Here is a 23,911-nt window from a genome sequence, read left to right as displayed (position 1 = left end):
GTCGTCCGAGTGTCGGTCAGTCGATGGTGTTGAGCGTCTCGGTGATCTGCCGGGACGCCCGCTTGGCCTCCGTGGCCGGGTCGGCCCCGCCGAGCACCTTGGTCATGTACGCCTTGATGGGGTTGTCCGCCTCCACGGCACCCCATTGAGCCGTACTGGGGGTCGCCCGCCCTCGCGCGGCTCCGGCCGCCATGGCGGCGACCCCCTGCTCGTCGGCGACGGCCTGGGCGAGGGACTTCTTGTTGGGCACGTAGTTCATCGCCTCGGCCAGCCGGGTGTTCCACTTCGCGCCGGCGAGGGCCGCGACGACGGCGACGGCACCGTCCTGGTCGTGCGTGTTGTTCGGTACGACGAGGTCGGAGCCGCCGGTGAAGACGGCGCCGGGCCGGCCGGCCGTTCTGCCGGGGACGGGGAAGAAGCCCAACTTGCCTTCGAGTTCCGGGTTCTGCTGGACCACGGTCCGGGCGAGCCCGGGGACGGCGATGATCTGGGCGACCTTGCCCTTGGCGAACTCGCCCGCCTGTGGGGGGTGTTCCTCGTCGGCGTCGACCGGCCCCTTGCCGAGCGCCTGGAGACGCCGGTAGAAGTCCATCCCGCGCAGGGCCGCCGGGGTGTCCAGCGTGCCCCGCCAGCCACCGCCGTCGCCGTCGTCCGCGAGTTCGCCGCCCTCCTCCCAGATGAAGCCGGCCAGGGTGTACCAGTCCTGTCCGGCGAGGTAAATGCCCTGGTTGCCGCCGGAGTTGAGCTGTTCGGTGAGGTCGAGCCAGTCGTCCCGGGTGCGCGGCGGCGCCTTGACGCCCGCCTGCTGGAACAGGTCCTTGCGGTAGATGACGACGCGGTTGGCGGCGTACCAGGGGATCCCGTACTGGTGGCCGATGAACTGCCCCGGCTCGGCGAGGCCGGGCAGCCAGTCGCGGCTGCCCCAGTGCAGCCTCGACTCCAGTGTCAGGTCGAGCAGCCGGTCCCGCTCCACGTACTGCGAGACCTGGGTGTTGCCGACCTCGATGACGTCGGGTCCGTCGCCGGTGTCCTTGTCGAGCGCGGCCTGCACCTTGTCGCCGATGCCGGTCCATTCCTGGATGCGGATGTCGAGCCGGAGGTTGTCGTGGGCGCGCTCGAACTCGGCGGTGAAGTCGCGCACGAAGTCCGCCGAGGCGCTGTCCTTCATCAGCCAGACCTGGACGGAACGCCGGTCGCTCGCGCCACCGGGCACGAGTCCGCAGGCGCTGACGAGACCGAGCGGGGCGAGGGTGAGCAGGCTGCGGCGTCTCACGAGGGTCCTGTTCTGTCTGACGACAACTGTCTGCGGACAGGGGGAACGGGCCCGACATGGGGGGACGAGCGCAGAGCTCGTACGGGTGTGCAGGAGTTTGGTATGGACCAATGCGGACGTCAAGAGGTAACGGTTCGACCGGCCGGACGTCTCGCGCTCCGCCGCAGCTTGGGGCACGGTGGAGTGACGCGTGACACACGTGACGTTCCGTTCATCACGGACGCACGGAGAGGAGCACCCGCATGTCGAATCACACCTACCGGGTCACCGAGATCGTGGGGACCTCGCACGAGGGGATCGATCAGGCCATTCGCAACGGCGTCGGCCGTGCCTCACAGACCCTGCGCAACCTCGACTGGTTCGAGGTGACGCAGGTGCGCGGCCAGATCGAGGACGGGGACATCGCGCACTGGCAGGTGGGCCTCAAGGTCGGCTTCCGCCTGGACGAGTCGGACTGAGGCCGCTCTCCGTCAACCTGGTGCGGCTCAGGTCCGCCCGTCCTTCTCCTGCACCGCGTTCAGGGCGTCGGAGGGGGCGGTCCAGCGGGCGCGAACGACCCTGAAGCCGGCGCGCCGGGCCTCCTCGCACACCAACTCGTCGTCGTCCACGAACACCTGGACCGTTCGGGTGCGGGCGAGCCGGCGCAGCACCTCCAGCTTGGTGCGGCGAGCCGGCCTGCGGTCGTCGTTGCGCCGCATGTGGACCCGCCCCTCGGGCAGCCCGTGCGCGGCGAGCCAGGCGAGCGTGTCGCGCCGGCAGCGCTCGGGTCGCCCGGTCAGATAGACGACCTCGCACTCCTCGGCGCTCGTCAACGCCAGCGCGACACCCTCCGGAATGGGTGGATCGTGCGGCGCCGCGGTGAAGAACGCGTCCCAGTCCCGCGGGCTCCGTTCCAGGAAGCGCTGCCGATGAGCCGTATCGGCAAGGGTGTTGTCCACGTCGAACACGGCGAGGGGCCGTCCGCTGCTGTCGGTCACGTGATCAACCCTAGTCAGCTTCGGGGCGCGCGGAGTCGGTACGGTCTGCGCATGGTCTTCTACGTTCACGCGCAGGACGAGCCCGATGTGGGCGCCGAGTTGGACAGTCTCGCCGAGGCGCACTGGTCGTACATGGACGGCTTCGCCGACCGGCTGATACTCCGCGGACCCACCCTGTCCGAGGACGGCTCCGAGCACACCGGAAGCGTCCATGTCGTCGACATGACCGACCGCGCGAGCGTGGAACGGTTCGCGACCGAGGAGCCGTTCTGGCAGGCGGGCCTGTACCGGGAGGTCACGGTGACCCGGGCGCTCGTGCTGGTCGAGGGCGAGGCCGACCGGAACATCCCGCACGCCCTGATCACGGCCCACTGGCCCCCGCAGCCCCGCAGCGCCGACGACAGCGCCCCGCGCCTCAAGGACGACCGCCTGTCCTTCCTGGCGCTCCTCGTCGACGACTACGGGTCGAACACCACGGGGGTGGTGGCCACCGTGAGGGCCCTCCCGGACGAGGCACCGGGCATCATCCAGCCCTACACCCACCGCGTCACCGGCCGGCCCGTACCCTTCGTCGCACAGCGCTGGAGCCGCGGAGGGCGTTCGTAGCATGGATCGCGCTGCTCCCATACCCGCCTCGCTCCCCTCCCCCCGTACACACCTGATCGGCGTCGCCCGGCAGCGCCCCTGCACACTCGTCGTGTGCCGGGGCTGCTGCTGCGGCGACCCGCGCAAGCACCCCGGCACCGACCACGTCGGACAGCTGGACCGGTTGCGCGCCGCCGCTGCCGAGCACGGTTTCCAGGTGCGCACGACCGACTGCCTGGGCCCCTGCGACCAAGCGAACGTCATCGTCGTCCAGCCGTCGGCGGCGGGGCGCCGGGCCGGCGGCCGGGCCACCTGGGTCGGCTTCGCCATGGACGACGACTGCACGGAGGAGATCGTGAGCTGGGCGGCGGCGGGCGGACCGGGCCTGGCCGAGCCGCCGGTCACCCTCGAGCTGCAGTTCGTCCGGCCGCCGCGGGGAGCACGCGCGCGTACGGGACGACGGTGAGCGACACACCCCCGGGAATCCTCTGGCGCCCAGGGCGTTGAACACCATGTGACCTCTGCATTCGAAGGCGTACGGTTCTCCGTCCTCGACCGGTCCCGCACCCGCGAGGGGCATCGGGACGGGGCGGCGCTGCGGGACACCGTGGCGTTGGCCCGGGAGGTCGAGGCCTTCGGGTACCACCGGTTCTGGGTGTCCGAGCATCACGGCGTGCCCGGGGTCGCCGGGTCGGCGCCGACGGTCCTCGCGGCCGCCGTCGCGAGTGCCACGCGGAGCATCCGGGTGGGCACCGGCGGCGTGATGCTGCCGAACCATCAACCCCTGGTGGTGGCCGAGCAGTTCGGGGTGCTGGAGTCGCTCTTCCCGGGGCGGATCGACATGGGCCTGGGCCGGTCCGTGGGCTTCACCGACGGCGTGCGCAAGGCACTTGGGCGCGACAAGGAGGACGCCGAGGACTTCGCCGGTCAACTCGCCGAGCTGCTCGGCTGGTTCGGCGGTACGTCACCCACGCGCGTCCACGCTCGCCCGTCCGAGGGCCTGACCGTGCCGCCCTTCGTCCTCGCGATGGGCGAGGGCGCGGAGATCGCCGCGCAGGCGGGGCTGCCCATGGTGATCGGCGACCTGCGCGGCCGGGAGAAGATGCAGCGCGGCATCGACCACTACCGCAGCCGGTTCCACCCCTCCCCCTGGGCGCCGGAACCGTACGTCGTCATCTCCGGCACGATCGCCGTCGCCGCCACCCCCGAGGAGGCGCGGCGCCTGCTGATCTCGGAGGCCTGGTCGATGGCGTACTCCCGCACCCACGGCACCTTCCCGCCCCTGCCGCCCGCCGAGCGGATCGAGGGCCTCACCATGACCACGAAGGAACGCGGGTTCTACGAGGCCGGGCTGGCCGGCCACATCGCCGGTACCGAGGAGCAGGTGGCTCATGAGCTGGAGACGGTGCTGAAGGAGACGGGGGCACAGGAGGTGCTCGTCACGACCAGCACCTACGACCGTGCGGCCCTGGTGGACTCGTACCGGAGGCTCGGCCGGATCTTCGAAGGCTGACGGCCCGGCGATCGAACGGTCCGGCTGGTCAGGCGGTCAGGCTTTGAGGCCGTCCACGATCAGGGCGAGGATCCGTTCCGCCCGCGCCTCGGCGCCGTCGCGCTCGGGGTCGATCCGCCACAGGACGCTGAGTTGGAGCAGGACGTCCTCCGGGTCGAGCCCCGACTTGAGGGAGCCGTCGGCCGCGCCGGCGTCGAGCAGGACGCCGATGGCGTGGACGAAGGGTTCGTAGTACTCGTCGTCGAGGCCGCCGTTGGTCGCCGCGTGGATGACCTCCGAGACGCCGAACTTGAGCCGTCCGTAGTGCGCGACCTCGTCGAACCAGAGGCGGAGGGCGTCCAGGGGCTCGTGCTGCGTCAGCAGGGCGGGGGCCCGGTCGATCAGGTGCTGGATGTCGTGCCGGTACAGCTCCAGGACGAGCGCCTCGCGGGTCGGGAAGTGCCGGTAGAGCGTGCCGATGCCGACGCCGGCCTGCCGGGCGATCGCCGAGAGGGACGCGGAGGCGGAGGTGCCGAGCGTCTGGCGGGCGACGGTCAGGATGCGCTCCCGGTTGTCGAGCGCGTCTCGGCGGGTCGGTTTCGCGGGCGGCGGGGTCACGGGTGCGGGACGTCCAATCGGCTCGGGTGTCGGCATGCTTCTCGGCTGGGACGGTGGCTCGGATTGCTAAACGGAGGGGCCTCCGGTACGTTGAAGGAGAAGCGGAGGGGCCTCCGTTTCATTCTGACACTACCCGTCCCATTCCGCGGAGGACAGTCATGCCCGAGTTGGTTCTGGTCACCGGGGGCAGCGGTTACATCGCCGGCTGGTGCGTCGCCGAGTTGCTTCGGCGCGGCTACCACGTACGGACCACCGTGCGTTCCCCGGAACGCGAGAAGTCCGTCACCGAGGCCGTCTCGACCGCCGTCGACCCGGCCGGCCGGCTCAGTTTCGCGGTCGCCGACCTGACGGCGGACGAGGGCTGGGAGGCGGCCCTCAAGGGCGTGGACCACGTCCTGCACGTCGCCTCACCGCTGGGCGCCGCCTCCGACGACCCCGCCGCCCTCATCGGCCCCGCCCGCGACGGCGCGCTGCGCGTCCTGCGCGCGGCGACCGCGGCGGGCGTGCGACGCGTGGTGATGACGTCGGCGGCGAACGCCGCGAGCCCGTCCTCGTACGCCACCGAGGGCGTCACCGACGAGACGCTGTGGACCGACCCCGACGATCCGACGCTCATCCCCTACCGCCGTTCCAAGACCCTCGCCGAGCGTGCGGCCTGGGACTTCATGGAGACCTACGACGGTCCCACCGAGTTGACCACCGTGCTTCCCGGCGCCGTGTTCGGGCCGATCCTGACGTCGGAGAACCTCGGCTCGGTCGGCATCGTCGCCCGCATGCTCTCCGGCGGGATGAGCGGCGTCCCGCGGATCGGCCTGGAGGTGGTGGACGTCCGCGACCTCGTCGACGTGCACATCCGGGCGATGACGTCACCGGCGGCAGCGGGCCAACGCTTCCTCGCCACCGGGGAGTTCGTATGGATGGCGGACATGGCCCGCACCCTGCGCGACGGCCTCGGCGAGGACGGTCGCCGCGTCTCCACGCGGCAGGTCCCGGACTTCGCCGTCCGCCTGGTGGCCCGCTTCCGCGACCCGTCGCTCCGCGAGATCACCCCGTCCCTGGGCCGCCGCAACCGCCACAGCACGGAGAAGGCCCGTACCGTGCTGGGCTGGGAGCCGCGGCCGGCTCGGGAGGCGGTGCTGGACTGTGCGCGCAGTCTGATCGCGCACGGGGTCGTCTAGAACTGGCCCTGGTCCGGTCCGGGTTGTCCAGGGCCGAACCGGTTCCGGTCGTCCATGACTCGCCGTTCCGGTCGTCTAGGACTCGCCCTGCTCCCGGACCGCGGTGACCTTCAACTCCCCGTCCGCCGCGTCCACCCGCGCTTGGTCGCCCGGGTTCAACTCCCCCGACAGCAGCAGGTCCGCGAGCCGGTCGTCGACCTCTCGCTGGATGGTGCGGCGCAACGGGCGGGCGCCGAAGTCGGGTTGGTAGCCGAGGTTCGCGAGCACGTCGGCTGCCTCGTCCGTGACCTCCAACGTGACGTCCTGGGCGTGCAGGCGGCGCCGGGTGTGTTCCAGCAACAGGTCGACGATGCGGCGCAGTTGGGTGCGGTCGAGGCCGCGGAAGACGATGATCTCGTCGATGCGGTTGAGGAACTCCGGGCGGAAGTGCTGGTTCAGGACCGGCAGTACGGTCTCGCGCACCTTGGCGTAGTCGTCCACTCCGGCCGCGAGGATGCGGTCGGCGCCGATGTTCGACGTCATGATGACGACGGTGTTCTTGAAGTCGACGGTACGGCCCTGGGAGTCCGTAAGCCGTCCGTCGTCCAGGAGTTGGAGCAGGGTGTTGAAGACGTCGGGGTGCGCCTTCTCCACCTCGTCGAGCAGCAGCACGGCGTACGGCTGCCTGCGCACCGCCTCGGTGAGCTGTCCCGCCTCCTCGTGACCGACGTATCCGGGCGGGGCGCCGACCAACCGGGAGACGGTGTGCCGCTCCTGGAACTCGCTCATGTCCAGGCGGATCATGCGGGTCTCGTCGCCGAAGAGAGCTGCGGCGAGGGCGCGGGCCAGTTCGGTCTTGCCGACGCCGGTCGGGCCGAGGAAGAGAAAGCTGCCGACCGGGCGGTTGGGGTCGCTCATGCCGGCCCGGGCCCGCCGTACCGCGCGGGCGACCGCGGTGATCGCCTCGTCCTGGCCGACGACCCGCTCATGGAGGTGCTCCTCCAGTTTCATCAGCCGGGCCCGCTCCTCCTCGGTGAGCTGGGCGACCGGGATGCCGGTGGTGCGGGAGACGACCTCGGCGATGTCCTCGGCGGTCACCTTCGGCGCGTGCTCCTCGGCCTGTTCCGCGCCCGCCCGTTCGGCCTCGGCGTCCTTGATCCGGTCCCGCACCTCCTTGGCGCGCTCGTACTCCTCGTCGGCGACCGCCTGGTCCTTCTCGCGGTTGAGGGCGGCGATCCGGTCCTCGATGTCGCGGGTGTCGGCGGGCGGGGTCTTGGCGCGCAGCCGTACCCGCGCCGACGCCTGGTCCATCAGATCGATGGCCTTGTCGGGCAGGAAACGGGCGGTGATGTAACGGTCGGAGAGTTCGGCCGCGGCGACGACGGCCTCGTCGGTGATCCGGACCTGGTGGTGGGCCTCGTAACGGTCGCGCAGGCCGCGCAGGATCTCGATGGTGTCGTCGACCGTCGGTTCGCCGACCAGGATCGGCGCGAAGCGGCGCTCCAGGGCGGAGTCCTTCTCGATGTACTTGCGGTACTCGTCGACAGTGGTGGCGCCGATGAGGTGCAACTGGCCGCGGGCCAGGGCGGGCTTGAGCATGTTGCCCGCGTCCATGGCGCCGTCACCGCCACCGCCGGCACCCACGACGGTGTGCAACTCGTCCAGGAACAGCACCAGTTCGTCGCCGTGCTCGCTCACCTCGTCGAGGACCTTCTTCAGCCGCTCCTCGAACTCGCCCCGGTACTTGGTGCCGGCCACCATCCCGGCGAGGTCCAGGGTCACCAACCGCTTGCCCTCCAGCGTCTTCGGAACGTCGCCGGACACGATCCGCTGGGCGATGCCCTCGACGATCGCGGTCTTGCCGACGCCGGGGTCGCCGATCAGGACGGGGTTGTTCTTGCTGCGCCGGGAGAGGACCTCGATGGTCTGCTCGACCTCCTCGTCCCGCCCGATCACGGGGTCGAGCCGGCCGGCCCGGGCGTCCTCCGTGAGATCGCGGCCGTACTCGTCGACCGTGGGCGTGCTGCTGGGCCGCTTGCGCTCGGGCTCGGCGCCAGTCCCCGAGGCGGGGAGCCTGCCGCTCTCCCAGCCGCTGCCCGCGAGGGCCTGGCCTGCGGCCGACTCGGGGTTGGCGGCCAGCGCCCGCAGCAGGTGTTCGGGGCCGATGTACGAGGAGTCCTCGGCGCGGGAGATCCGGTAGGCGTCGAGCAGCGCCCGCTTGGCGGCCGGGGTGAGCGTGGCCGGCTCGGTCTTGGCGGCGCCGCCCCCACCGGCGGTCAGCCGCTCCCGGATGCGGTCGGGATCCGCGCCGGCCTCGGCGAGCAGGCGGCGGGTCGACTCCTGCTCGGTGGCGGCGGCCAGCAGATGCCGGGCGTCGAGTTCCTCGCTGCCCTCGACGGCGGCGATGTCCCGCGCCTGGGCGACCAGCTCGCGGGCCCGTTCGGAGAGCAGGCTGCCGATGTCGACGCGCTGCGCCCGGCGCGACGGCGCCGCCGGGCCCGAGCCGCCGAAATACCGGGACATCAACTCGTCGAATTCCTCGAAGGGGCTGCGTCCGAAACCGAATCCGGGAGTGGTCATGACCACGGACCTTCCGTGTGGTGATGGGCATCCTTGTCTGCTGGGCCGTATCGGGCCTCCATAGCCGCTGCACCTGCTGCGCCTTCCAACCTGGCACAGGGCCAAGGCCCTCGCACCCGCGCAGGTCAGCGGGCGTCACAGGGCGGGGTCGCATAGACTCGCGGGGTCATGCAGACCCCTCACGACCCGTACGTCCGCGTCCGTGGCGCCCGCGAGCACAACCTCAAGGGCGTGGACGTCGACATCCCGCGGGACGTGTTGACCGTGTTCACAGGTGTGTCCGGTTCCGGGAAGTCGTCGCTCGCGTTCGGCACGATCTACGCGGAGGCCCAGCGCCGCTACTTCGAGTCGGTGGCGCCGTACGCCCGCCGTCTCATCCACCAGGTCGGCGCGCCGAAGGTCGGTGAGATCACCGGCCTGCCGCCCGCGGTCTCGCTCCAGCAGCGCCGCTCGTCGCCGACGTCCCGCTCGTCCGTCGGCACGGTCACCAACCTCTCGAACTCGCTGCGGATGCTGTTCTCGCGTGCGGGCACCTACCCGCCCGGCGCCGAGCGCCTCGACTCGGACGCGTTCTCCCCGAACACGGCCGTCGGCGCCTGCTCCGAGTGCCACGGGCTCGGCCGGGTGCACGGTACGACGGAGCAGTCGCTGGTGCCCGACCCGTCGCTGTCGATCCGCGAGGGCGCGATCGCCGCCTGGCCGGGCGCCTGGCAGGGCAAGAATCTGCGCGACATCCTCGACGCGCTCGGCCACGACGTGGACCGCCCTTGGCGTGAACTCCCCGCCGAGCAGCGGGAGTGGATCCTCTTCACGGACGAACAGCCGGTCGTCACCGTGCACCCGGTGCGGGACGCGGACCGCATCCAACGCCCGTACCAGGGCACGTACATGAGCGCCCGCCGGTACGTCATGAAAACCTTCGCCGACTCCAAGAGCCCGGCCCTGCGCGCCCGCGCGGAACGCTTCCTGACCAGCGCACCCTGCCCGGTGTGCGGCGGCGGCAGGCTGCGCCCGGAGTCCCTGGCGGTGACGTACGCGGGCCGCACCATCGCCGAGGTGGCCGCGCTGCCCCTGGCGGAGCTGGCGGCGACCCTGGACGGCTCCTCGCCGGCGGCCCGCGTCCTCACCGAGGACCTCAAGTCCCGTATCGCACCGGTCGTCGAGCTCGGCCTGGGCTACCTCAGCCTGGACCGCCCGGCCCCCACCCTCTCCGCGGGCGAGCTCCAGCGACTGCGCCTGGCGACCCAGCTGCGCTCCGGGCTGTTCGGTGTCGTGTACGTCCTCGACGAGCCGTCCGCGGGACTGCACCCGGCGGACACGGCGGCCCTGTTGACGGTCCTGGCCCGGCTGAAGGCGGCGGGCAACTCGGTGTTCGTGGTCGAGCACCACCTCGACGTGATGCGCGGCGCCGACTGGCTGGTGGACGTGGGCCCGGGGGCCGGCGAGCACGGCGGGCAGGTGCTGCACAGCGGTCCGCCGGCGGAGCTGGCCGCCGTGCCCCGGTCGGCGACGGCCCGCTTCCTCTTCGACCGCTCCCCCGCTCCGGCACGCCAAGTACGGCCACCACGCGGTCAGTTGAAAGTCGGCCCGGTGACCCGGCACAACCTGCGCGGAGTGACGGCCGAGTTCCCCCTGGGCGTCTTCACCGCGGTCACCGGCGTCTCCGGGTCCGGGAAGTCCACGCTGATCGGCGAGATCACCGAGGAACTGCCCGGCGTGCGGCGCCTGGTGTCCGTGGACCAGAAGCCCATCGGCCGCACCCCGCGCTCCAACCTGGCCACCTACACGGGCCTGTTCGACGTCGTGCGCAAGGAGTTCGCGGCCACCGACCAGGCCCGCGAACGCGGTTACGGCGTCGGGCGCTTCTCCTTCAACGTGGCCGGCGGTCGCTGCGAGACCTGTCAGGGCGAGGGGTTCGTCAGCGTCGAGCTGCTGTTCCTGCCGAGCACCTACGCCCCCTGCCCGGACTGCGGCGGGGCCCGCTACAACCCCGAGACGCTCGACGTCACATACCGGGGACGGAACATCGCGCAGGTCCTCGACCTGACGGTGGAGGGCGCGGCGGAGTTCTTCAGGGACACCCCGTCGGTCGCCCGCAGCCTGGAGACCCTGCTGGACGTGGGTCTCGGCTATCTGCATCTGGGCCAACCGGCCACGGAGCTGTCCGGTGGCGAGGCCCAACGCATCAAGCTGGCGAGCGAGTTGCAGCGCGGCCGGCGCGGTCACACCCTCTACCTCCTGGACGAGCCGACGACCGGTCTCCACCCGGCCGACGTCGAGGTCCTGATGCGCCAGCTGCACGGACTCGTGGACGCCGGGCACACCGTGATCGTCGTCGAGCACGACATGTCGGTCGTGGCGGGCGCGGACTGGGTGATCGACCTGGGGCCGGGCGGCGGGGACGCGGGCGGTCGGATCGTGGCCGCGGGAACTCCGGCTGACGTGGCGGGAGTTGGCGCGAGCGCGACGGCTCCGTATCTGGCGGCGGTACTGGATCGGGAGCGGCAACCCTGAGGTTCCCGCTCCCTTAACCCGCCCTCCACCCGCAAACATCCACGCACCACCCGGGCTCGAGATTCTCCTGTCAGGACCGCGACAGATCGGGGTAACCGGCGGTAACTTCTGCCATGTCCCTATGGCAACCGCTTACTTCCCCCCGGGAGACACCAGCTCATGCGCAGACTCCTCGCCTGCCTGGCGGCAGCCGCCGCCGCTGTCGGCGGGCTCACCGTCGCGGCCGCCCCGCCCGCGGCGGCCGCCGACTCGGGCACCTTCAACGTGCTCAGCTACAACGTGGCCGGACTCCCCGAAGCGCTCTCCAGCGCCTCGACTCCCCGTGAGTCCAGCACCACGGCGATCGGCCAGCGGATCGCTCCCTACGACATCGTCCACGTCGAGGAGGACTTCAACTACCACGCCTACCTCTACGCCGGCGACACGGCACACGCCTACCGCACCCCCACCAGCGGCGGGGCCGGTATCGGAAGCGGCCTCAACACGCTGTCCAAGATCTCCTACGACACGGACGACTTCGAACGCGTCGGCTGGAACTCCTGCCAGTGGGACTCGGGTGACTGCCTGACCCCCAAGGGCTTCACCTTCATGCGCGAGCGCCTCGCCGAGGGCGTCTACGTGGACTTCTACAACCTGCACACCAACGCGGGCACCAACGACGGCGACCTCGCTTCGCGCGCGGACAACCTCAACCAGCTCACCGCCTTCATCGGCAGCCACTCGGCGGGGAACGCCGTCGTGGTGATGGGTGACACCAACACCCGCTACACGCGCGCCGGCGACACCATCGCCGAGTTCGCCGCCGCCAACGGTCTCACCGACCCGTGGGTGCAGCTGATCCGCGGCGGCACCCCGCCCGCCAAGGGCAGCGACGCGCTGGTGTGCGACCAGACCGGGACCACCGTGCCCAACACCTGCGAGGTCGTCGACAAGGTCCTCTACCGCGGCAGCAAGCTGGTCTCGCTGAACGCGACGTCGTACAACAACGAGCACTCCAAGTTCCTCACGGACGACGGGCTGATGCTCTCCGACCACGACCCCCTCACCGTCGGCTTCAGCTGGTCGCGCAACGCCTCCTTCCAGCTCAGCGACCAGTTCGGCGGACCGCACGGCGACTACTTCACGGACATCAACAGCGTGCCGGCCGCCGCCCGGGCCACCACAATCGGCCTGCGCGCCGGATCCCGCGTCGACCAGCTGAACGTCACGCTCTCCAACGGCACCACGCTCGCCCACGGCGGCACGGGCGGGACGGCGTCCTCCCTGACCCTGGGCAGCGGCGAGTACGTCACGACCGCCAACCTGTGCCAGGGCGTGAAGGACGATCACACTCGCATCTTCTACGCCAAGTTCACGACCAACCTCGGACGCACGCTGGCCGGCGGCACCACGACCTCCGACTGCGTGACCCGCACCGCGCCCTCGGGCTGGCAGATCGCGGGCTTCCACGGCCGCACCGGCGACGAGGTCGACAAGGTCGGCTTCATCTACACCCAGCGCTGATCCCGGCGACCAGTTCGCGGGGCAGGCCGTAGGTGTCGTGGAGGTAGGCGTAGTCCTCCTCGTCCAGCGGCCGGGCGCGGAACTCCGTCCGTGACAGCACCCGCCGACCCCGCTCCAGCAGTCGGCCGAACCGCCGTTCCTCGTCCAGGAGCACTTCCCGGACGAGGTCGGCGCGTTCGGTCTGCCGGAAGTGGTCCAGCGTGTGCTCGATCAACTCCCGTGGCAGCTCGGCCAGTCCACGCGAGGAGTCGTCGCGGTAGAGGGAGGTGAGGAGGCGGCGGATCAGGCGGCGCAGTACGTAGCCGCGGCCGGTGTTGGAGGGTCGTACGCCGTCGCCGATGACCACGATGCTCGACCGCAGGTGGTCGCAGACCAGGCGGGTCGAGCGCTCGTCCAGGTCCCACAGCGAGGGGACCGTCCGCATCCACGGCTCGAACAGGTCGATCTCGTAGACGTCGCGGCGGCCCTGAAGGACCGTCAGCAGCCGTTCCAGGCCCATGCCCGTGTCGACGCCGGGCTGGCGCAGGGGTTCCAGGCGGCCGTCCTCGTGGCGGTGGTGGCGCAGATGGACGTGGTTCCAGATCTCGACCCAGCGCGGGTCGGTGGTGGGGGTGCGTCGGGGCGGGCCGTCGCCGGTCCACACGAAGATCTCGGAGTCGGGGCCGCAGATGCCGACGGGTCCGTTGGACCACCAGTTGTCCTCGCCGGTGAGCTCCACCGGGACGCCCAACTCCTGCCAGGTGCGCAGGGATTCGTCGTCGGGGCCGACCTGGTCGTCGCCGCCGAACACGGTGGCGTAGAGGCGCTCGGCCGGGATGCCGAAGCCGTCACGCAGCAGCTCGTACCCCCACCTCAGGCTCTGCGGATGCCCGTAGTCGCCGAGCGACCAGGAGCCGAGCATCTCGAAGACGGTCAGGTGTGTGGCGTCGCCGACCTCGTCGAGGTCCGTGGTGCGCAGGCAGCGCTGGACGTTCAGCAGGCGCCGGCCCTGTGGATGAGGTCGGCCCTGGAGGTAGGGCGTGAGGGGGTGCATGCCGGACGTCGTGAACAGCACCGGGTCCTCGGGCGGGGGCAGCAGCGAGGTGCCCGTGACGGTCTCGTGCCCGCGCTCGCGGAAGAAGTCGGTGAACGTCCGTAGGGTCTGGTCGGTGTCCATGGCGGTGTTCCTTCACCTGAGGTCGTGGAGACCGGGAAGGACCGCGCGAGCACAACGGGGAGAGCAGGAGAAGGTCGTCCCGGCGGTCCGTCTCCGGCCGCCGGGGAAGTGTGACGAGGTCAGACGTCGGCAGCCGGGGAGCTGGTCGCTCGCGCGGCTGCGGTGTGGGTACGCCTGATGTCCTGCACGCGCTCCACGCTAACAGCGTTCCGTCGGAACGTCCTCGGGATTTCCGTCCGGGCCACGAGCACGGTGTGGGTCCAGTTCGGCTGGGTCGTCTCCCGCGGCTGCGCGGCCCGGGCCAGCGACCGGCGGTCGGGGTGGCTGCCCGGCGCGATGAGGGCCCGTACGTCGACCTCGGCCACCAGGCCGCGCGTCGACACCACCCGCCACACCGACGCCAGCAGCGAGTCCTGCCCTATGAACGCGGGCGCCGTGCTCGCCGAGCCGCCCTCGATCCGGTACCGCAGCCGCACCGGCTGCACGGGCACACCGGCGTCGAGCGCGGCCTGGAAGACGGCCCGCCGGAACGAACCCTGCGCGCGCCCGCACCAGGTGCTGCCTTCCGGGAAGACGGCCACCGCACTGCCCGAGCCCAGGGCGCCCGCGATACGGGCGACCGTCTCGGGGAGCGCGCGCAGCCGGTCCCGGTCGATGAACAGGGCACCGCTCCCTGCGGTCAGCACCCCCGCCACCGGCCAGCCCCGGATCTCCGCCTTGGCGAGCATCCGGGCCGGGCGTACGGCGGCCATCAGCGGGATGTCCAGCCACGAGATGTGGTTGGCGACCAGCAGCAGACCGCCGCCGGAGGGCGCGGCCCCGGTGATCCGGAGCCGCACCCCCGCGGCCCGTACGATCCAGCGGCACCACAGCCGCACCGCCGCGGCGGGGATCAGCCCGCCGAGCGGCATCAGCATGATCCCGCCGAGCACCACCACGACGACCGCCATGAGGCGCAGCACGGCCAGGGGTACGGCCGTGAGGGACCGGGTGGGTTCGATGCACGCCCTGGGGGTGCAGGGCGCGCTCGGCAGCCAGACGCTCATCAGGCCGGGACGAGCGAGAGGAAGTGCCGCAGATAGCGCGGGTTGACCCGGCGCATCGACAGCAGCACGTACAGGTCGGCGACGCCGAAGTCGGGGTCGTGGGCGGGCTCGCCGCACACCCAGGCACCGAGTCGGACGTATCCGCGCAGCAGCGGCGGGAGTTCGACGCGGCCGGCGGGACGGGCGACACCGTCCGCGCTCCAGGGCAGCAGCGGCCTGACCCGGAACTCCTCCGGGGCGAGGTGCTTGGCGCTGACCCGGTCCCAGGTGCCGGCGGCGAGGGCGCCGCCGTCGGCGAGCGGGATCGAGCAGCAGCCGGCCAGCCACTCGTGGCCGCGGTCGACCATGTAGCGGGCTATGCCGGCCCAGATGAGGCCGATGACCGTGCCGTCGCGGTGGTCGGGGTGGACGCAGGAGCGGCCGACCTCGACCAGGCCCGGGCGGATCGAGTCGAGGGGGGCGAGGTCGAACTCGCTCTCCGAGTAGAGCCGGCCGGCGACCGCGGCCCGCTCCGGCGGCAGCAGCCGGTAGGTGCCGACCACCTGTCCGGTGACCGTGTCGCGGACGAGGAGGTGGTCGCAGTAGGCGTCGAAGGCGTCCACGTCCAGGCCCGGCTGCGGGCTGGACAGGTGGGCGCCCATCTCACCGGCGAAGACGTCGTGCCGCAGCCGCTGCGCGGCACGCACATCGTCCTCGTCACGGGCGAGCGTGACGGTGTAGCGGGTCGGCGCGGCGGGCTGCGAGGGACGGTCGAGGGTGGAAACGCCGGTCATGGCTCTCCCTGATCACGGGCCGGGTTCGGCGGAGGAACTGGCTGGCCGGTTCCGTATCTCCGGTCGCAACAGTTCTTCCGATGCCGGGCGTCCTGCGCGTGACCTGTGCCCGGAGCAGGGATGTGGGGTTGTTGAACGGCGTCCCCGCTCCCGGGCCCTCAGGGTGTGCCGTTCACTTCGGCGGGGCGCACCGCCCCAGCCACTCCCGCGCCTCGTCGGCGTCGAGCACCCGCTCCAGCACCAGGTCACCGGTCATGCCGGGGAAGAACCGGCCGGCGGGCCACCCTCGCTTGTACGGCGGCGGATCGAGGACCACCACCCGCACGCCGTCAACGACCGGGATGTCGGTGGGAGTTCCCTCGTTCCACACCCATTCGCCGTCCGGGGTCACGAGGTTGAAGGCGCCGGTGGTCGGCACCTGTCCCGGGGCGTCCCGGCACACGGCCGCCTCCTGCGCGGAGGGCGCCTGCCCGGGCACGTGTCCGCCGCCGATGAGGACGTCGGCGAGGAGGGTGTGCAGCTGGAAGGTGTCGCCCATGCCGGTCATGCGCAACAGGTAACCGGTGCCGGTGGGGCGGTGCAGGGCGAGGAGGGGTTCGTCGTCGAGGACGAGGAGGGCGTAGTGCAGGCATTTGAAGTCGTGGCCGGACGCCTCCTGTATGCCGTGCAGGGCGCGCAGGAGGGCGAGGCGGGTCTCGGGCAGGAGTGTGGTGCGCACCGCCGGACGGTTGAGCATGGCCACGGACGCCATCTCCCACTGCGGCAGGGTGATCCAGCCGACGGCGGCGTCCTGTCCGACCCGTTCGAGGGCCGCCTCGGTGAGCGCGGCCGGGTCGGGCTCGGGGAGGTCTCCGCCGCCGGTCGCCGTCCAGCGCTCGCAGAACTCCTGGGCGACGCCGAGGGCTTCGGCGAGACCGTCGAGGACCTGCGGCGCACAGGCGACGGCGTCCGCGCCCCGTTCGACACAGGCGCCGATCAGTACGGCGACCAGCGCGCGGGGTCCGGGCGGCACCTCCGGCAGCAGCGCGGCCATGCGCGGGCCGATCAGGACGAGGTCGTCGTCCCGCGCGTGCTCGAAGTACTGCCGGACGTCCTGCATCGCCTGCTGCGCGCGCTCGCCGTCACTCCGGCCCACGGCGTCCTCGAAGCCCGTCACGGCATCGAGAAACCGCGTCCTCCCCTTGCCTGTGAAGATCATGCGGGCAGCCTACCGAGCGGCACGATGCCTGGCGGGACCGGGGATGAGCACCACTCCCGGTCCCGCCCGTCCGCATCTTGTCGGCGAACGTTCTTGTCCCGTAAGGGAGTTGATGCGCCGGATCAGCGCTTGGCGACCTTGCGCGTGGCCCGCAGCCACTCCTTGTTCATGCTGGTGATGGAGACCAGCGGGATGCCCTTGGGGCAGGCCGTGGCGCACTCGCCGGCGAGGGTGCAGCCGCCGAAGCCCTCGTCGTCCATCTGCGCGACCATGTCGAGGACGCGGGTCTCACGCTCGGGCGCGCCCTGCGGGAGCACGTTGAGATGGTTGATCTTGGCGGAAGTGAACAGCATCGCGGCGCCGTTGGGACACGCGGCCACGCACGCCCCGCAGCCGATGCACTCGGCGTGCTCGAAGGCGAAGTCGGCGTCCGGTTTCGGGACCGGGGTCGCGTGGGCCTCGGGCGCGGCGCCGGTCGGGGCGGTGATGTAGCCGCCGGCCTGGATGATCCGGTCGAACGCCGAGCGGTCCACCACCAGGTCCTTGATCACGGGGAACGCCGACGCCCGCCAGGGCTCGATGTCGATCGTGTCGCCGTCCTCGAAGGACCGCATGTGCAACTGGCAGGTGGTGGTGCGCTCGGGGCCGTGCGCGTCGCCGTTGATGACGAGCGAGCAGGCGCCGCAGATGCCCTCACGGCAGTCGTGGTCGAAGGCGACCGGGTCCTCGCCCTTGAGGATGAGCTCCTCGTTGAGCGTGTCCAGCATCTCCAGGAAGGACATGTCGGAGGAGATGCCGTCCACCTCGTAGGTGGACATGGCACCGTCGGCGTCGGCGTTCCGCTGCCGCCAGACGCGCAGGGTGAGCTTCATGCGTAGCTCCGCTGGGTGGGGTGGACGTACTCGAAGACCAGGTCTTCCTTGTGCAGGACGGGAGCCTCGCCGGTGCCGGTGAACTCCCAGGCGGCCGCGTACGAGAACTCCTCGTCCCGGCGCTCGGCCTCACCGTCCGGGGTCTGGGACTCCTCGCGGAAGTGGCCGCCGCAGGACTCGGCGCGGTGCAGCGCGTCGAGGCACATCAGCTCGGCCAGCTCCAGGTAGTCGACGACTCGATTGGCCTTCTCCAGGGACTGGTTGAACTCCTCGCCGGTGCCGGGCACCTTGATGCGCCGCCAGAACTCCTCGCGGATCTGTGGGATGCGCTCGAGTGCCTTGCGCAGTCCGGAGTCGCTGCGGGCCATGCCGCAGAACTCCCACATCAGCTCGCCCAGTTCACGGTGGAAGGAGTCCGGCGTACGGTCGCCGTCCACCGACAGGAGCAGGTTGAGCCGGTCCTCGGTGTCGGCCAACACCTCCTGGACCTCGGGGTGTTCGTCGGTGACCGCACTCTGGTGCGGGTTGCGGGCGAGGTAGTCGTTGATGGTCGCCGGCAGGACGAAGTAGCCGTCGGCCAGGCCCTGCATCAGAGCACTCGCGCCCAGCCGATTCGCCCCGTGGTCGGAGAAGTTGGCCTCACCGATCGCGAACAGGCCGGGGACACTGGTCTGGAGGTCGTAGTCGACCCACAGTCCGCCCATCGTGTAGTGCACGGCCGGGTAGATCCGCATCGGGACCGTGTACGGGTCCTCGGCGGTGATGCGGGCGTACATGTCGAAGAGGTTGCCGTACTTCTCCTCGACGGCCTTGCGCCCCATCCGCTGGACGGCGTCGGCGAAGTCGAGGTAGACGCCCTGTCCGCCGGGGCCGACTCCCCTGCCTTCGTCGCAGACGTTCTTCGCAGCGCGGGAGGCGATGTCGCGCGGGACCAGGTTGCCGAAGGAGGGGTAGATGCGCTCCAGGTAGTAGTCGCGCTCGTCCTCGGGAATCTGGTTCGCCGGACGCTCGTCGCCCTTGGCCTTCGGCACCCAGATCCGGCCGTCGTTGCGCAGCGACTCGCTCATCAGCGTCAGCTTGGACTGGTGGTCGCCGGTGCGCGGGATGCAGGTCGGATGGATCTGCGTGAAGCAGGGGTTGGCGAAGTGCGCGCCGCGCCGGTGCGCCCGCCAGACGGCGGTGGCATTGGAGTTCATGGCGTTCGTCGACAGGTAGAAGACGTTGCCGTAACCGCCGCTCGCCAGTACGACGGCATCGGCGAAGTACGTGTCGATCTTCCCGGTGATCAGGTCGCGGGCGACGATCCCGCGCGCCTTCCCGTCGATGACGATCAGGTCGAGCATCTCGGTGCGCGCGTGCATCTCGATGTTCCCGGCGGCGATCTGCCGACTGAGCGCCTGATAGGCGCCGAGCAGCAGTTGCTGCCCCGTCTGGCCACGGGCGTAGAAGGTCCGCGACACCTGCACACCGCCGAACGACCGGGTGTCGAGCAGACCGCCGTACTCCCGGGCGAACGGCACGCCCTGCGCCACGCACTGGTCGATGATCTCGACCGAGATCTGCGCCAGGCGGTGCACGTTGGACTCGCGCGCCCTGAAGTCGCCGCCCTTGACGGTGTCGTAGAAGAGCCGGTGGATGGAGTCGCCGTCGTTCCGGTAGTTCTTCGCCGCGTTGATGCCGCCCTGCGCGGCGATGGAGTGGGCGCGACGCGGGGAGTCCTGGTAGCAGAACTGGACGACGTGGTAGCCCTGTTCGGCGAGGGTGGCGCCCGCCGAGCCGCCGGCCAGGCCGGTGCCGACGACGATCACGGTGTGCTTGCGGCGGTTGGCCGGGTTGACCAGCTTGGCCTCGAAACGGCGGGTGTCCCAGCGGTCGTTGACGGGCCCGGTCGGGGCCTTGGTGTCGACGACGGGTTCGCCGGTCGCGTAGTCCACGTAGGAAGTCATGTTCAGCTCACCACTCCGGTCATGACGCCCACGGGGACGGCGATGAAGCCGGCCGTGAGCAGCAGCGCGAGGGCATTGGCGGTGGTCTTCAGGGCGCGGTCGCGGGTGCGGCTGCCGGCGCCGAGGGTCTGGGCCGCGCTCCAGAAGCCGTGCCGTACGTGCAGGCCGAGCGCGAGCATCGCGACGATGTAGATGACGTTGCCGTACCAGGTGGAGAAGGTGTCCACGACGTTCTGGTACGGGTGGCCCTCCTGGAAGCCGCCGGAGTGCACGGTCCCGGTGGTCAGGTCGAGGATGTGCCAGACGATGAACAGGCCGAGGATGATCCCGCCCCAGCGCATGGTGCGCGTCGCGTAGCTCGCCCGCCGCTTCTTGTGCACGTACTTGCTGGGTCGCGCCTTGATGTCACGGCGGCTGAGCTGGTAGGCGGAGGTGGCGTGCGCGATCACGGCGACGACCAGGACGATCCGGATGAGCCAGAGCGTCCACTCGTAGTGCATGAAGGGCTCGCCCACGGTGCGCAGCCAGTGCGCGTAGTGGTTGAACTCGCCGGAACCGAAGAAGATCTTCAGGTTCCCGATCATGTGGACGACCAGGTAGAGCAGCATGATCAGGCCGCTGACGGCCATCACGGTCTTCTTGCCGACGGAGCTGTCCCACACGGTCCGCGCCATCGACGGCCGTCGGTCCGTCCGCGTTGCCAGAGCCATGCCACCGACGCTAGGCCCCGGAACGCCGATCGGTCCAAGACATGGTCCGGCTTGATTCGATAGGCAGAGGCTATGGTACGAGGATGCAGTTCCAGCAGCTCCAGTACTTTGTGGCCGTCGCCGAGACGCGGCACTTCACCCGGGCCGCCGACCTGGTCCACGTCGCCCAGCCGTCCCTCTCCCAGCAGATCAAAGCGCTGGAGCGGGAGCTGGGGGCGGATCTGTTCCTGCGGGCGCGCGGCAACATCGCGCTCACCGACGCCGGCGAGGCGCTGCTGCCGCTGGCCCGCCGCATCCTGGCCGACGCGGACACGGCCCGGCACGAGGTGCAGGAGCTGGTGCAGCTGCGCAGCGGACGGGTGCGGCTGGGGGCGACGCCGAGTCTGTGCACGGGCCTGCTGCCGGATGTGCTGCGCGCCTTCCACGACCGGTATCCCGGGATCCGGCTGCTGATCGAGGAGAGCGGCTCGCACGACCTCGTACGGGAGCTCGCGCGCGGAGCGCTGGATCTCGCGCTCGTCGTGCTGCCGCTGCCCACACCGTCTCCGGCGCTGACGACGGTGGAGCTGCTGCGGGAGGACCTGGTGGTGGTGTCCTCACCGGAGGCGCCCGCGCCGGGTGGGCCCGGGCGGCGGACCGTGCGGATCTCCGACCTGGAGGGCGAGCGGCTCGTCATGTTCCGGCACGGGTACGACCTGCGGGAGTTGACCGTCGCCGCGTGCCGCTCCGCGGGGTTCGAGCCGAGTTTCTCCGTCGAAGGCGGCGAGATGGACGCGGTGCTGGGGTTCGTGCGGGCGGGGTTGGGAGTCGCTGTGGTGCCCCGGATGGTCGCTGCCCGCTCGGGGCGGGGACTGCGGGTCACCCCGCTGGCCCGGCCGGGGTTGGCGCGGACGATCGCGTTGGCTCACCGGAGTGACGTGGCTCCGCCTCGGGCGGCACGGGAGCTTCAGAGGATGCTGTTGGAGGGGTGACGGGCGGGCGCCGGCCGCGACTTCGGCTGCCGGCGCCCGCCCGTGCGCACGGCTCAGAAGCCGCCGTACGCCTGGAGTTCGTAGATGCTGCCGCCGTTCCAGTTGGAACCGGTGACGGTCAGGCGGAGGTAGCGGGCGGTGACGGGGGTGTCGGCGAGGGAGTAGTTGACCTGGGCGGTGGTGCTGTCGGCGGTGTGGTCCTCCAACGTCGACCAGCTCTGACCGTCGGTCGAGTACTCCAGGCGGTACTTGTAGCCGCTCGCCAGCTCGAAGGTGGTCACCACCGCGGAGACGCTGGTGTCCTTGCCGAGGTCCACCTGGATCCAGGACGGGTCGGGCAGACCGAGGCCCTGCGCCCACCGCGTGGTCAGGTCGCCGTCGACGGCCTTCGCGGGCACATGGCCCTCCGAGTCGGAGGACGCCGTCGCCGTCTTGTTCAGGGCCAGGTCGTCGTCGGCCGGGGTGGTCGACTCCGCCGCCGGGCTGGGCTCGGAGGTGTTGAGCTCGGCGTCCCTGGCCACGACGGTGAAGGAGTACGCCGTCGCCGGCTTGAGACCCGCGACCCGCAGTGTCGTCCTGTCCGTGACGGCGATGCGCTTGCCGTCCTGGTAGACGACGTAACTGGTCACTCCGGTGTCGTCGGTGGCTGCGGGCCAGCTGACGTCCACCAGGCTGGGCAGCAGCGCCTTGACGGTGGGCTGCCCCGGGCTCGTGGGGGCACTGTGGTCGGAGGAGGCGCGGGCGGTGCCGTAGACCTGGAAGTCGTAGATGCTGCCGCCGTTGCCGCTGGAACCGGTCACCGTGAGCCGGACGAAGCGGCCCGCGACCGGGGTGTCGGTGTGCGCGTAGTCGGTCTGCGCCGTGGTGCTGTCGGCCGTGTGATCCGCGAGCGTCGTCCAGTGGACCTCGTCGGGCGACACCTGGATGCGGTACTTGTAGCCCTTGCTCAACTCGAAGGTGGTGATCGCCCCGCTCACGTCGTACGAGGCACCGAGGTCGACCTGGATCCAGGACGGGTCGGGCAGGCCGAGGCCCTGGGCCCAACGGGTGCTCAGATCACCGTCGTTCACCTTCGACGGGACGTTGCCCTCCGAGTCGGAGGACGCGGTGACCGGCTTGTTCAGGGCCAGGTCCGTGCCGTCCGGCATGGTGACCTTGATGGCCTTGCTCGGCGCGGACTCGTTGCCGGCCGCGTCACGGGCGGTGACGGTGAAGGTGTACGTCTTTCCCGCCGTCAGGCCGGAGATGCGTACGGAGGTCTTGCCGGAGGCGTTGACCAGCTTGCCGTCCTGGCGGACCGAGTAGCCGGTGACGCCGGTGTCGTCCGTGGCCGCGGTCCAGTTGAGGTCGGCGACGGTCGGGAAGTCCGTGACCGCGGTCGGGGTGCCGGGGGCGGTGGGCGCCTTGTGGTCGGTGACCACGGGGCCCGGGTCGAGGTGCCGGTAGGGCGCTTCGAGACCGGCGTTGTTCACGATGGAGGCGGGCAGCTGGTCGCAGGCGCCGACCGTGATGTTGCCGTTGACGTCGTTGTTCTTGCTCAAGTACTGGACGCTGAAGGCGGGTTGGGTCGTGTAGTTGCCCTTGGCCGTGTTCTCCTCCGCGTGGTTCATCAGCAACCACTGGAAGGAGACGTCACAGAACGCGTTGCCGGTGTTGGTCCAGTGGCGGCTGCCCTCGTCGTGATAGACGGCGCCGTAGGCGGGGCCCGGGACCCCATGGATGTAGTTGCCGGCCACCGTGCCGCCGGGGTTGCTGCTGAGCGTGTAGATCGCTCCGCCGTCGGCCTGCGACTTCATGATGTCGCTGATCTCGTTGTCGGTGACAACGGTGTCGCGGCTGATGGTGGGGGTGTCGGAGACCGGGATGCCGGCGTTGTTCGGGTAGGCCGAGTTGCCGCCCTGGTCGGTCAGTCCCCAGCCCCAGCCGACGGAAATGCCGGAGTAGGGCAGGTCGTAGACCTTGTTGTGCGTGATCACCGTCGAGTCGGTGTACCCGGCGAGGATGCCGAGCGACCCGTTGTACTGGTCGGCAACCTGGGTGACGACGTTGTTGTCGACCCGCGTGTCCTTGGTGATGTCCCTCGGGTCATCGGGATGGGCGTCACCCCACTCGACCCCGCCGATCTGGATGCCGGTCCCGGCGATCTGACGGAAGACGTTGCCCGTGATGTCGGTGTGCTGCGTACCGGTGTTGAGGTTGAGGCCGACCGCACCGAGGTGGGTGAAGGTGTTGCCGGTGAACTCGACGCCCTGACCATGGCTGACGTTGACCGCGCCGGGTGTCTTCTTCCAGTGCAGGCGCGTGGAGTCGAAGTCCGGGTTGTCCTTGCCGACCATCCGGAAACCGGCCTGACCCTCGATGAACCCGTCGGCCGAACTCGGCTCCAGCCAGGTCGAGTAGGAGAACGTCAGGCCCTCGAAGGACACGTTCTTGACCGGCTGGCTACGGGTGCCGTTCAGGTCGACCAGATCCTGGATCACGGGCACGGTCACGTCCGCGGTCTTCATGTTCTCGCCCTGCTCGGGCTGGTAGTAGACATA

General features: G+C 70.7%; 20 protein-coding genes. 8 read left to right on the top strand and 12 right to left on the bottom strand.

What is annotated here, in order from left to right; translation table 11 throughout:
• Positions 1 to 16: 16 nt before the first annotated feature.
• Positions 17 to 1,273, bottom strand: coding sequence for an extracellular solute-binding protein (locus tag ACWD5F_RS35195; RefSeq protein WP_451260373.1), 1,257 nt, complete (start codon positions 1,271 to 1,273; stop codon positions 17 to 19).
• Between the two features lie 242 nt (positions 1,274 to 1,515).
• Between ACWD5F_RS35195 and ACWD5F_RS35190 the strand changes: the two genes are divergently transcribed.
• Positions 1,516 to 1,731 (top strand): dodecin, encoded by a 216-nt coding sequence (locus ACWD5F_RS35190; protein ID WP_123996504.1) that lies wholly within the window; start codon positions 1,516 to 1,518, stop codon positions 1,729 to 1,731.
• A 27-nt stretch (positions 1,732 to 1,758) separates the two neighbouring features.
• Here ACWD5F_RS35190 and ACWD5F_RS35185 read toward each other — a convergent pair whose 3' ends face one another.
• The gene (locus tag ACWD5F_RS35185; RefSeq protein ID WP_451260372.1) at positions 1,759 to 2,250 is read right to left on the bottom strand and encodes a phosphatase domain-containing protein; all 492 of its coding nucleotides are present in this window, start codon (positions 2,248 to 2,250) and stop codon (positions 1,759 to 1,761) included.
• A 51-nt stretch (positions 2,251 to 2,301) separates the two neighbouring features.
• Between ACWD5F_RS35185 and ACWD5F_RS35180 the strand changes: the two genes are divergently transcribed.
• The 3 genes from ACWD5F_RS35180 to ACWD5F_RS35170 are packed head-to-tail and all read left to right on the top strand — an operon-like array spanning position 2,302 to position 4,348.
• Positions 2,302 to 2,856, top strand: coding sequence for a YciI family protein (locus tag ACWD5F_RS35180; RefSeq protein ID WP_451260371.1), 555 nt, complete (start codon positions 2,302 to 2,304; stop codon positions 2,854 to 2,856).
• A 1-nt stretch (position 2,857) separates the two neighbouring features.
• Positions 2,858 to 3,301, top strand: coding sequence for a (2Fe-2S) ferredoxin domain-containing protein (locus ACWD5F_RS35175; RefSeq protein WP_451260370.1), 444 nt, complete (start codon positions 2,858 to 2,860; stop codon positions 3,299 to 3,301).
• A 48-nt stretch (positions 3,302 to 3,349) separates the two neighbouring features.
• Positions 3,350 to 4,348 (top strand): LLM class flavin-dependent oxidoreductase, encoded by a 999-nt coding sequence (locus ACWD5F_RS35170; RefSeq protein WP_451260369.1) that lies wholly within the window; start codon positions 3,350 to 3,352, stop codon positions 4,346 to 4,348.
• Between the two features lie 36 nt (positions 4,349 to 4,384).
• Here the strand turns inward: ACWD5F_RS35170 and ACWD5F_RS35165 are convergent, their stop codons facing one another.
• The gene (locus ACWD5F_RS35165; RefSeq protein WP_451260368.1) at positions 4,385 to 4,945 is read right to left on the bottom strand and encodes a TetR/AcrR family transcriptional regulator; all 561 of its coding nucleotides are present in this window, start codon (positions 4,943 to 4,945) and stop codon (positions 4,385 to 4,387) included.
• Positions 4,946 to 5,103: 158 nt separating this feature from the next.
• Between ACWD5F_RS35165 and ACWD5F_RS35160 the strand changes: the two genes are divergently transcribed.
• A complete protein-coding gene (locus ACWD5F_RS35160; protein ID WP_451260367.1) occupies positions 5,104 to 6,123 on the top strand; it encodes an NAD-dependent epimerase/dehydratase family protein in 1,020 nt (339 codons plus the stop codon).
• 75 nt (positions 6,124 to 6,198) lie between these two features.
• Here ACWD5F_RS35160 and ACWD5F_RS35155 read toward each other — a convergent pair whose 3' ends face one another.
• Entirely contained in the window at positions 6,199 to 8,682 is a 2,484-nt protein-coding gene (locus ACWD5F_RS35155) for an ATP-dependent Clp protease ATP-binding subunit (RefSeq protein ID WP_451260366.1), read from the bottom strand.
• 168 nt (positions 8,683 to 8,850) lie between these two features.
• On the opposite strand from ACWD5F_RS35155, the gene ACWD5F_RS35150 reads away from it, so the two are divergent.
• Both ACWD5F_RS35150 and ACWD5F_RS35145 read left to right on the top strand, forming a co-directional pair.
• Positions 8,851 to 11,196 (top strand): ATP-binding cassette domain-containing protein, encoded by a 2,346-nt coding sequence (locus ACWD5F_RS35150; protein ID WP_451260365.1) that lies wholly within the window; start codon positions 8,851 to 8,853, stop codon positions 11,194 to 11,196.
• A 159-nt stretch (positions 11,197 to 11,355) separates the two neighbouring features.
• A complete protein-coding gene (locus ACWD5F_RS35145) occupies positions 11,356 to 12,699 on the top strand; it encodes a jacalin-like lectin (RefSeq protein WP_451260364.1) in 1,344 nt (447 codons plus the stop codon).
• Here ACWD5F_RS35145 and ACWD5F_RS35140 read toward each other — a convergent pair.
• The 7 genes from ACWD5F_RS35140 to ACWD5F_RS35110 form a co-directional block, all read right to left on the bottom strand.
• On the bottom strand, positions 12,680 to 13,855 hold the full coding sequence (locus tag ACWD5F_RS35140; RefSeq protein WP_451260363.1) for an alanine--tRNA ligase-related protein: 1,176 nt from the start codon (positions 13,853 to 13,855) through the stop codon (positions 12,680 to 12,682). The genes ACWD5F_RS35145 and ACWD5F_RS35140 overlap by 20 nt on opposite strands.
• A 119-nt stretch (positions 13,856 to 13,974) precedes the next feature.
• Positions 13,975 to 14,901, bottom strand: coding sequence for a lysophospholipid acyltransferase family protein (locus tag ACWD5F_RS35135; protein ID WP_451260362.1), 927 nt, complete (start codon positions 14,899 to 14,901; stop codon positions 13,975 to 13,977).
• Positions 14,901 to 15,674: a GNAT family N-acetyltransferase gene (locus ACWD5F_RS35130; protein WP_451260361.1), complete on the bottom strand. Its 774-nt coding sequence runs from the start codon at positions 15,672 to 15,674 to the stop codon at positions 14,901 to 14,903. The genes ACWD5F_RS35135 and ACWD5F_RS35130 overlap by 1 nt, the downstream gene beginning before the upstream one ends.
• A 172-nt stretch (positions 15,675 to 15,846) precedes the next feature.
• On the bottom strand, positions 15,847 to 16,872 hold the full coding sequence (locus ACWD5F_RS35125; RefSeq protein ID WP_451260360.1) for a hypothetical protein: 1,026 nt from the start codon (positions 16,870 to 16,872) through the stop codon (positions 15,847 to 15,849).
• 122 nt (positions 16,873 to 16,994) lie between these two features.
• Positions 16,995 to 17,744 (bottom strand): succinate dehydrogenase/fumarate reductase iron-sulfur subunit, encoded by a 750-nt coding sequence (locus ACWD5F_RS35120; RefSeq protein ID WP_401711469.1) that lies wholly within the window; start codon positions 17,742 to 17,744, stop codon positions 16,995 to 16,997.
• Positions 17,741 to 19,690, bottom strand: a complete 1,950-nt coding sequence (locus ACWD5F_RS35115; protein WP_451260359.1) for a fumarate reductase/succinate dehydrogenase flavoprotein subunit — start codon at positions 19,688 to 19,690, stop codon at positions 17,741 to 17,743. Before ACWD5F_RS35115 ends, ACWD5F_RS35120 begins: the two co-directional genes overlap by 4 nt.
• 2 nt (positions 19,691 to 19,692) lie before the next feature.
• Positions 19,693 to 20,364, bottom strand: coding sequence for a succinate dehydrogenase (locus ACWD5F_RS35110; protein WP_451260677.1), 672 nt, complete (start codon positions 20,362 to 20,364; stop codon positions 19,693 to 19,695).
• A gap of 119 nt (positions 20,365 to 20,483) precedes the next feature.
• On the opposite strand from ACWD5F_RS35110, the gene ACWD5F_RS35105 reads away from it, so the two are divergent.
• Positions 20,484 to 21,371, top strand: a complete 888-nt coding sequence (locus tag ACWD5F_RS35105) for a LysR family transcriptional regulator (RefSeq protein WP_401711475.1) — start codon at positions 20,484 to 20,486, stop codon at positions 21,369 to 21,371.
• A gap of 53 nt (positions 21,372 to 21,424) precedes the next feature.
• Here ACWD5F_RS35105 and ACWD5F_RS35100 read toward each other — a convergent pair.
• Positions 21,425 to 23,911: discoidin domain-containing protein (locus tag ACWD5F_RS35100; RefSeq protein ID WP_451260358.1), on the bottom strand; the 2,487-nt coding region annotated here is incomplete at its 5' end.

This window comes from Streptomyces sp. NPDC002499, assembly GCF_053595415.1.
The sequence above is the reverse complement of the archived record's forward strand: the minus strand, read 5'-3'. Positions and strand labels throughout refer to the sequence as shown.

What these genes read in the sequence shown, in the direction of transcription:
- ACWD5F_RS35190 (WP_123996504.1), top strand. Translation starts at nt 1,516, where the DNA reads ATGTCGAATCACACCTACCGGGTCACCGAGATCGTGGGGACCTCGCAC.
- ACWD5F_RS35180 (WP_451260371.1), top strand. Translation starts at nt 2,302, where the DNA reads ATGGTCTTCTACGTTCACGCGCAGGACGAGCCCGATGTGGGCGCCGAG.
- ACWD5F_RS35175 (WP_451260370.1), top strand. Translation starts at nt 2,858, where the DNA reads ATGGATCGCGCTGCTCCCATACCCGCCTCGCTCCCCTCCCCCCGTACA.
- ACWD5F_RS35160 (WP_451260367.1), top strand. Translation starts at nt 5,104, where the DNA reads ATGCCCGAGTTGGTTCTGGTCACCGGGGGCAGCGGTTACATCGCCGGC.
- ACWD5F_RS35155 (WP_451260366.1), bottom strand. Translation starts at nt 8,682, where the DNA reads ATGACCACTCCCGGATTCGGTTTCGGACGCAGCCCCTTCGAGGAATTC.
- ACWD5F_RS35150 (WP_451260365.1), top strand. Translation starts at nt 8,851, where the DNA reads ATGCAGACCCCTCACGACCCGTACGTCCGCGTCCGTGGCGCCCGCGAG.
- ACWD5F_RS35145 (WP_451260364.1), top strand. Translation starts at nt 11,356, where the DNA reads ATGCGCAGACTCCTCGCCTGCCTGGCGGCAGCCGCCGCCGCTGTCGGC.
- ACWD5F_RS35140 (WP_451260363.1), bottom strand. Translation starts at nt 13,855, where the DNA reads ATGGACACCGACCAGACCCTACGGACGTTCACCGACTTCTTCCGCGAG.
- ACWD5F_RS35135 (WP_451260362.1), bottom strand. Translation starts at nt 14,901, where the DNA reads ATGAGCGTCTGGCTGCCGAGCGCGCCCTGCACCCCCAGGGCGTGCATC.
- ACWD5F_RS35130 (WP_451260361.1), bottom strand. Translation starts at nt 15,674, where the DNA reads ATGACCGGCGTTTCCACCCTCGACCGTCCCTCGCAGCCCGCCGCGCCG.
- ACWD5F_RS35125 (WP_451260360.1), bottom strand. Translation starts at nt 16,872, where the DNA reads ATGATCTTCACAGGCAAGGGGAGGACGCGGTTTCTCGATGCCGTGACG.
- ACWD5F_RS35120 (WP_401711469.1), bottom strand. Translation starts at nt 17,744, where the DNA reads ATGAAGCTCACCCTGCGCGTCTGGCGGCAGCGGAACGCCGACGCCGAC.
- ACWD5F_RS35115 (WP_451260359.1), bottom strand. Translation starts at nt 19,690, where the DNA reads ATGACTTCCTACGTGGACTACGCGACCGGCGAACCCGTCGTCGACACC.
- ACWD5F_RS35110 (WP_451260677.1), bottom strand. Translation starts at nt 20,364, where the DNA reads ATGGCGCGGACCGTGTGGGACAGCTCCGTCGGCAAGAAGACCGTGATG.
- ACWD5F_RS35105 (WP_401711475.1), top strand. Translation starts at nt 20,484, where the DNA reads ATGCAGTTCCAGCAGCTCCAGTACTTTGTGGCCGTCGCCGAGACGCGG.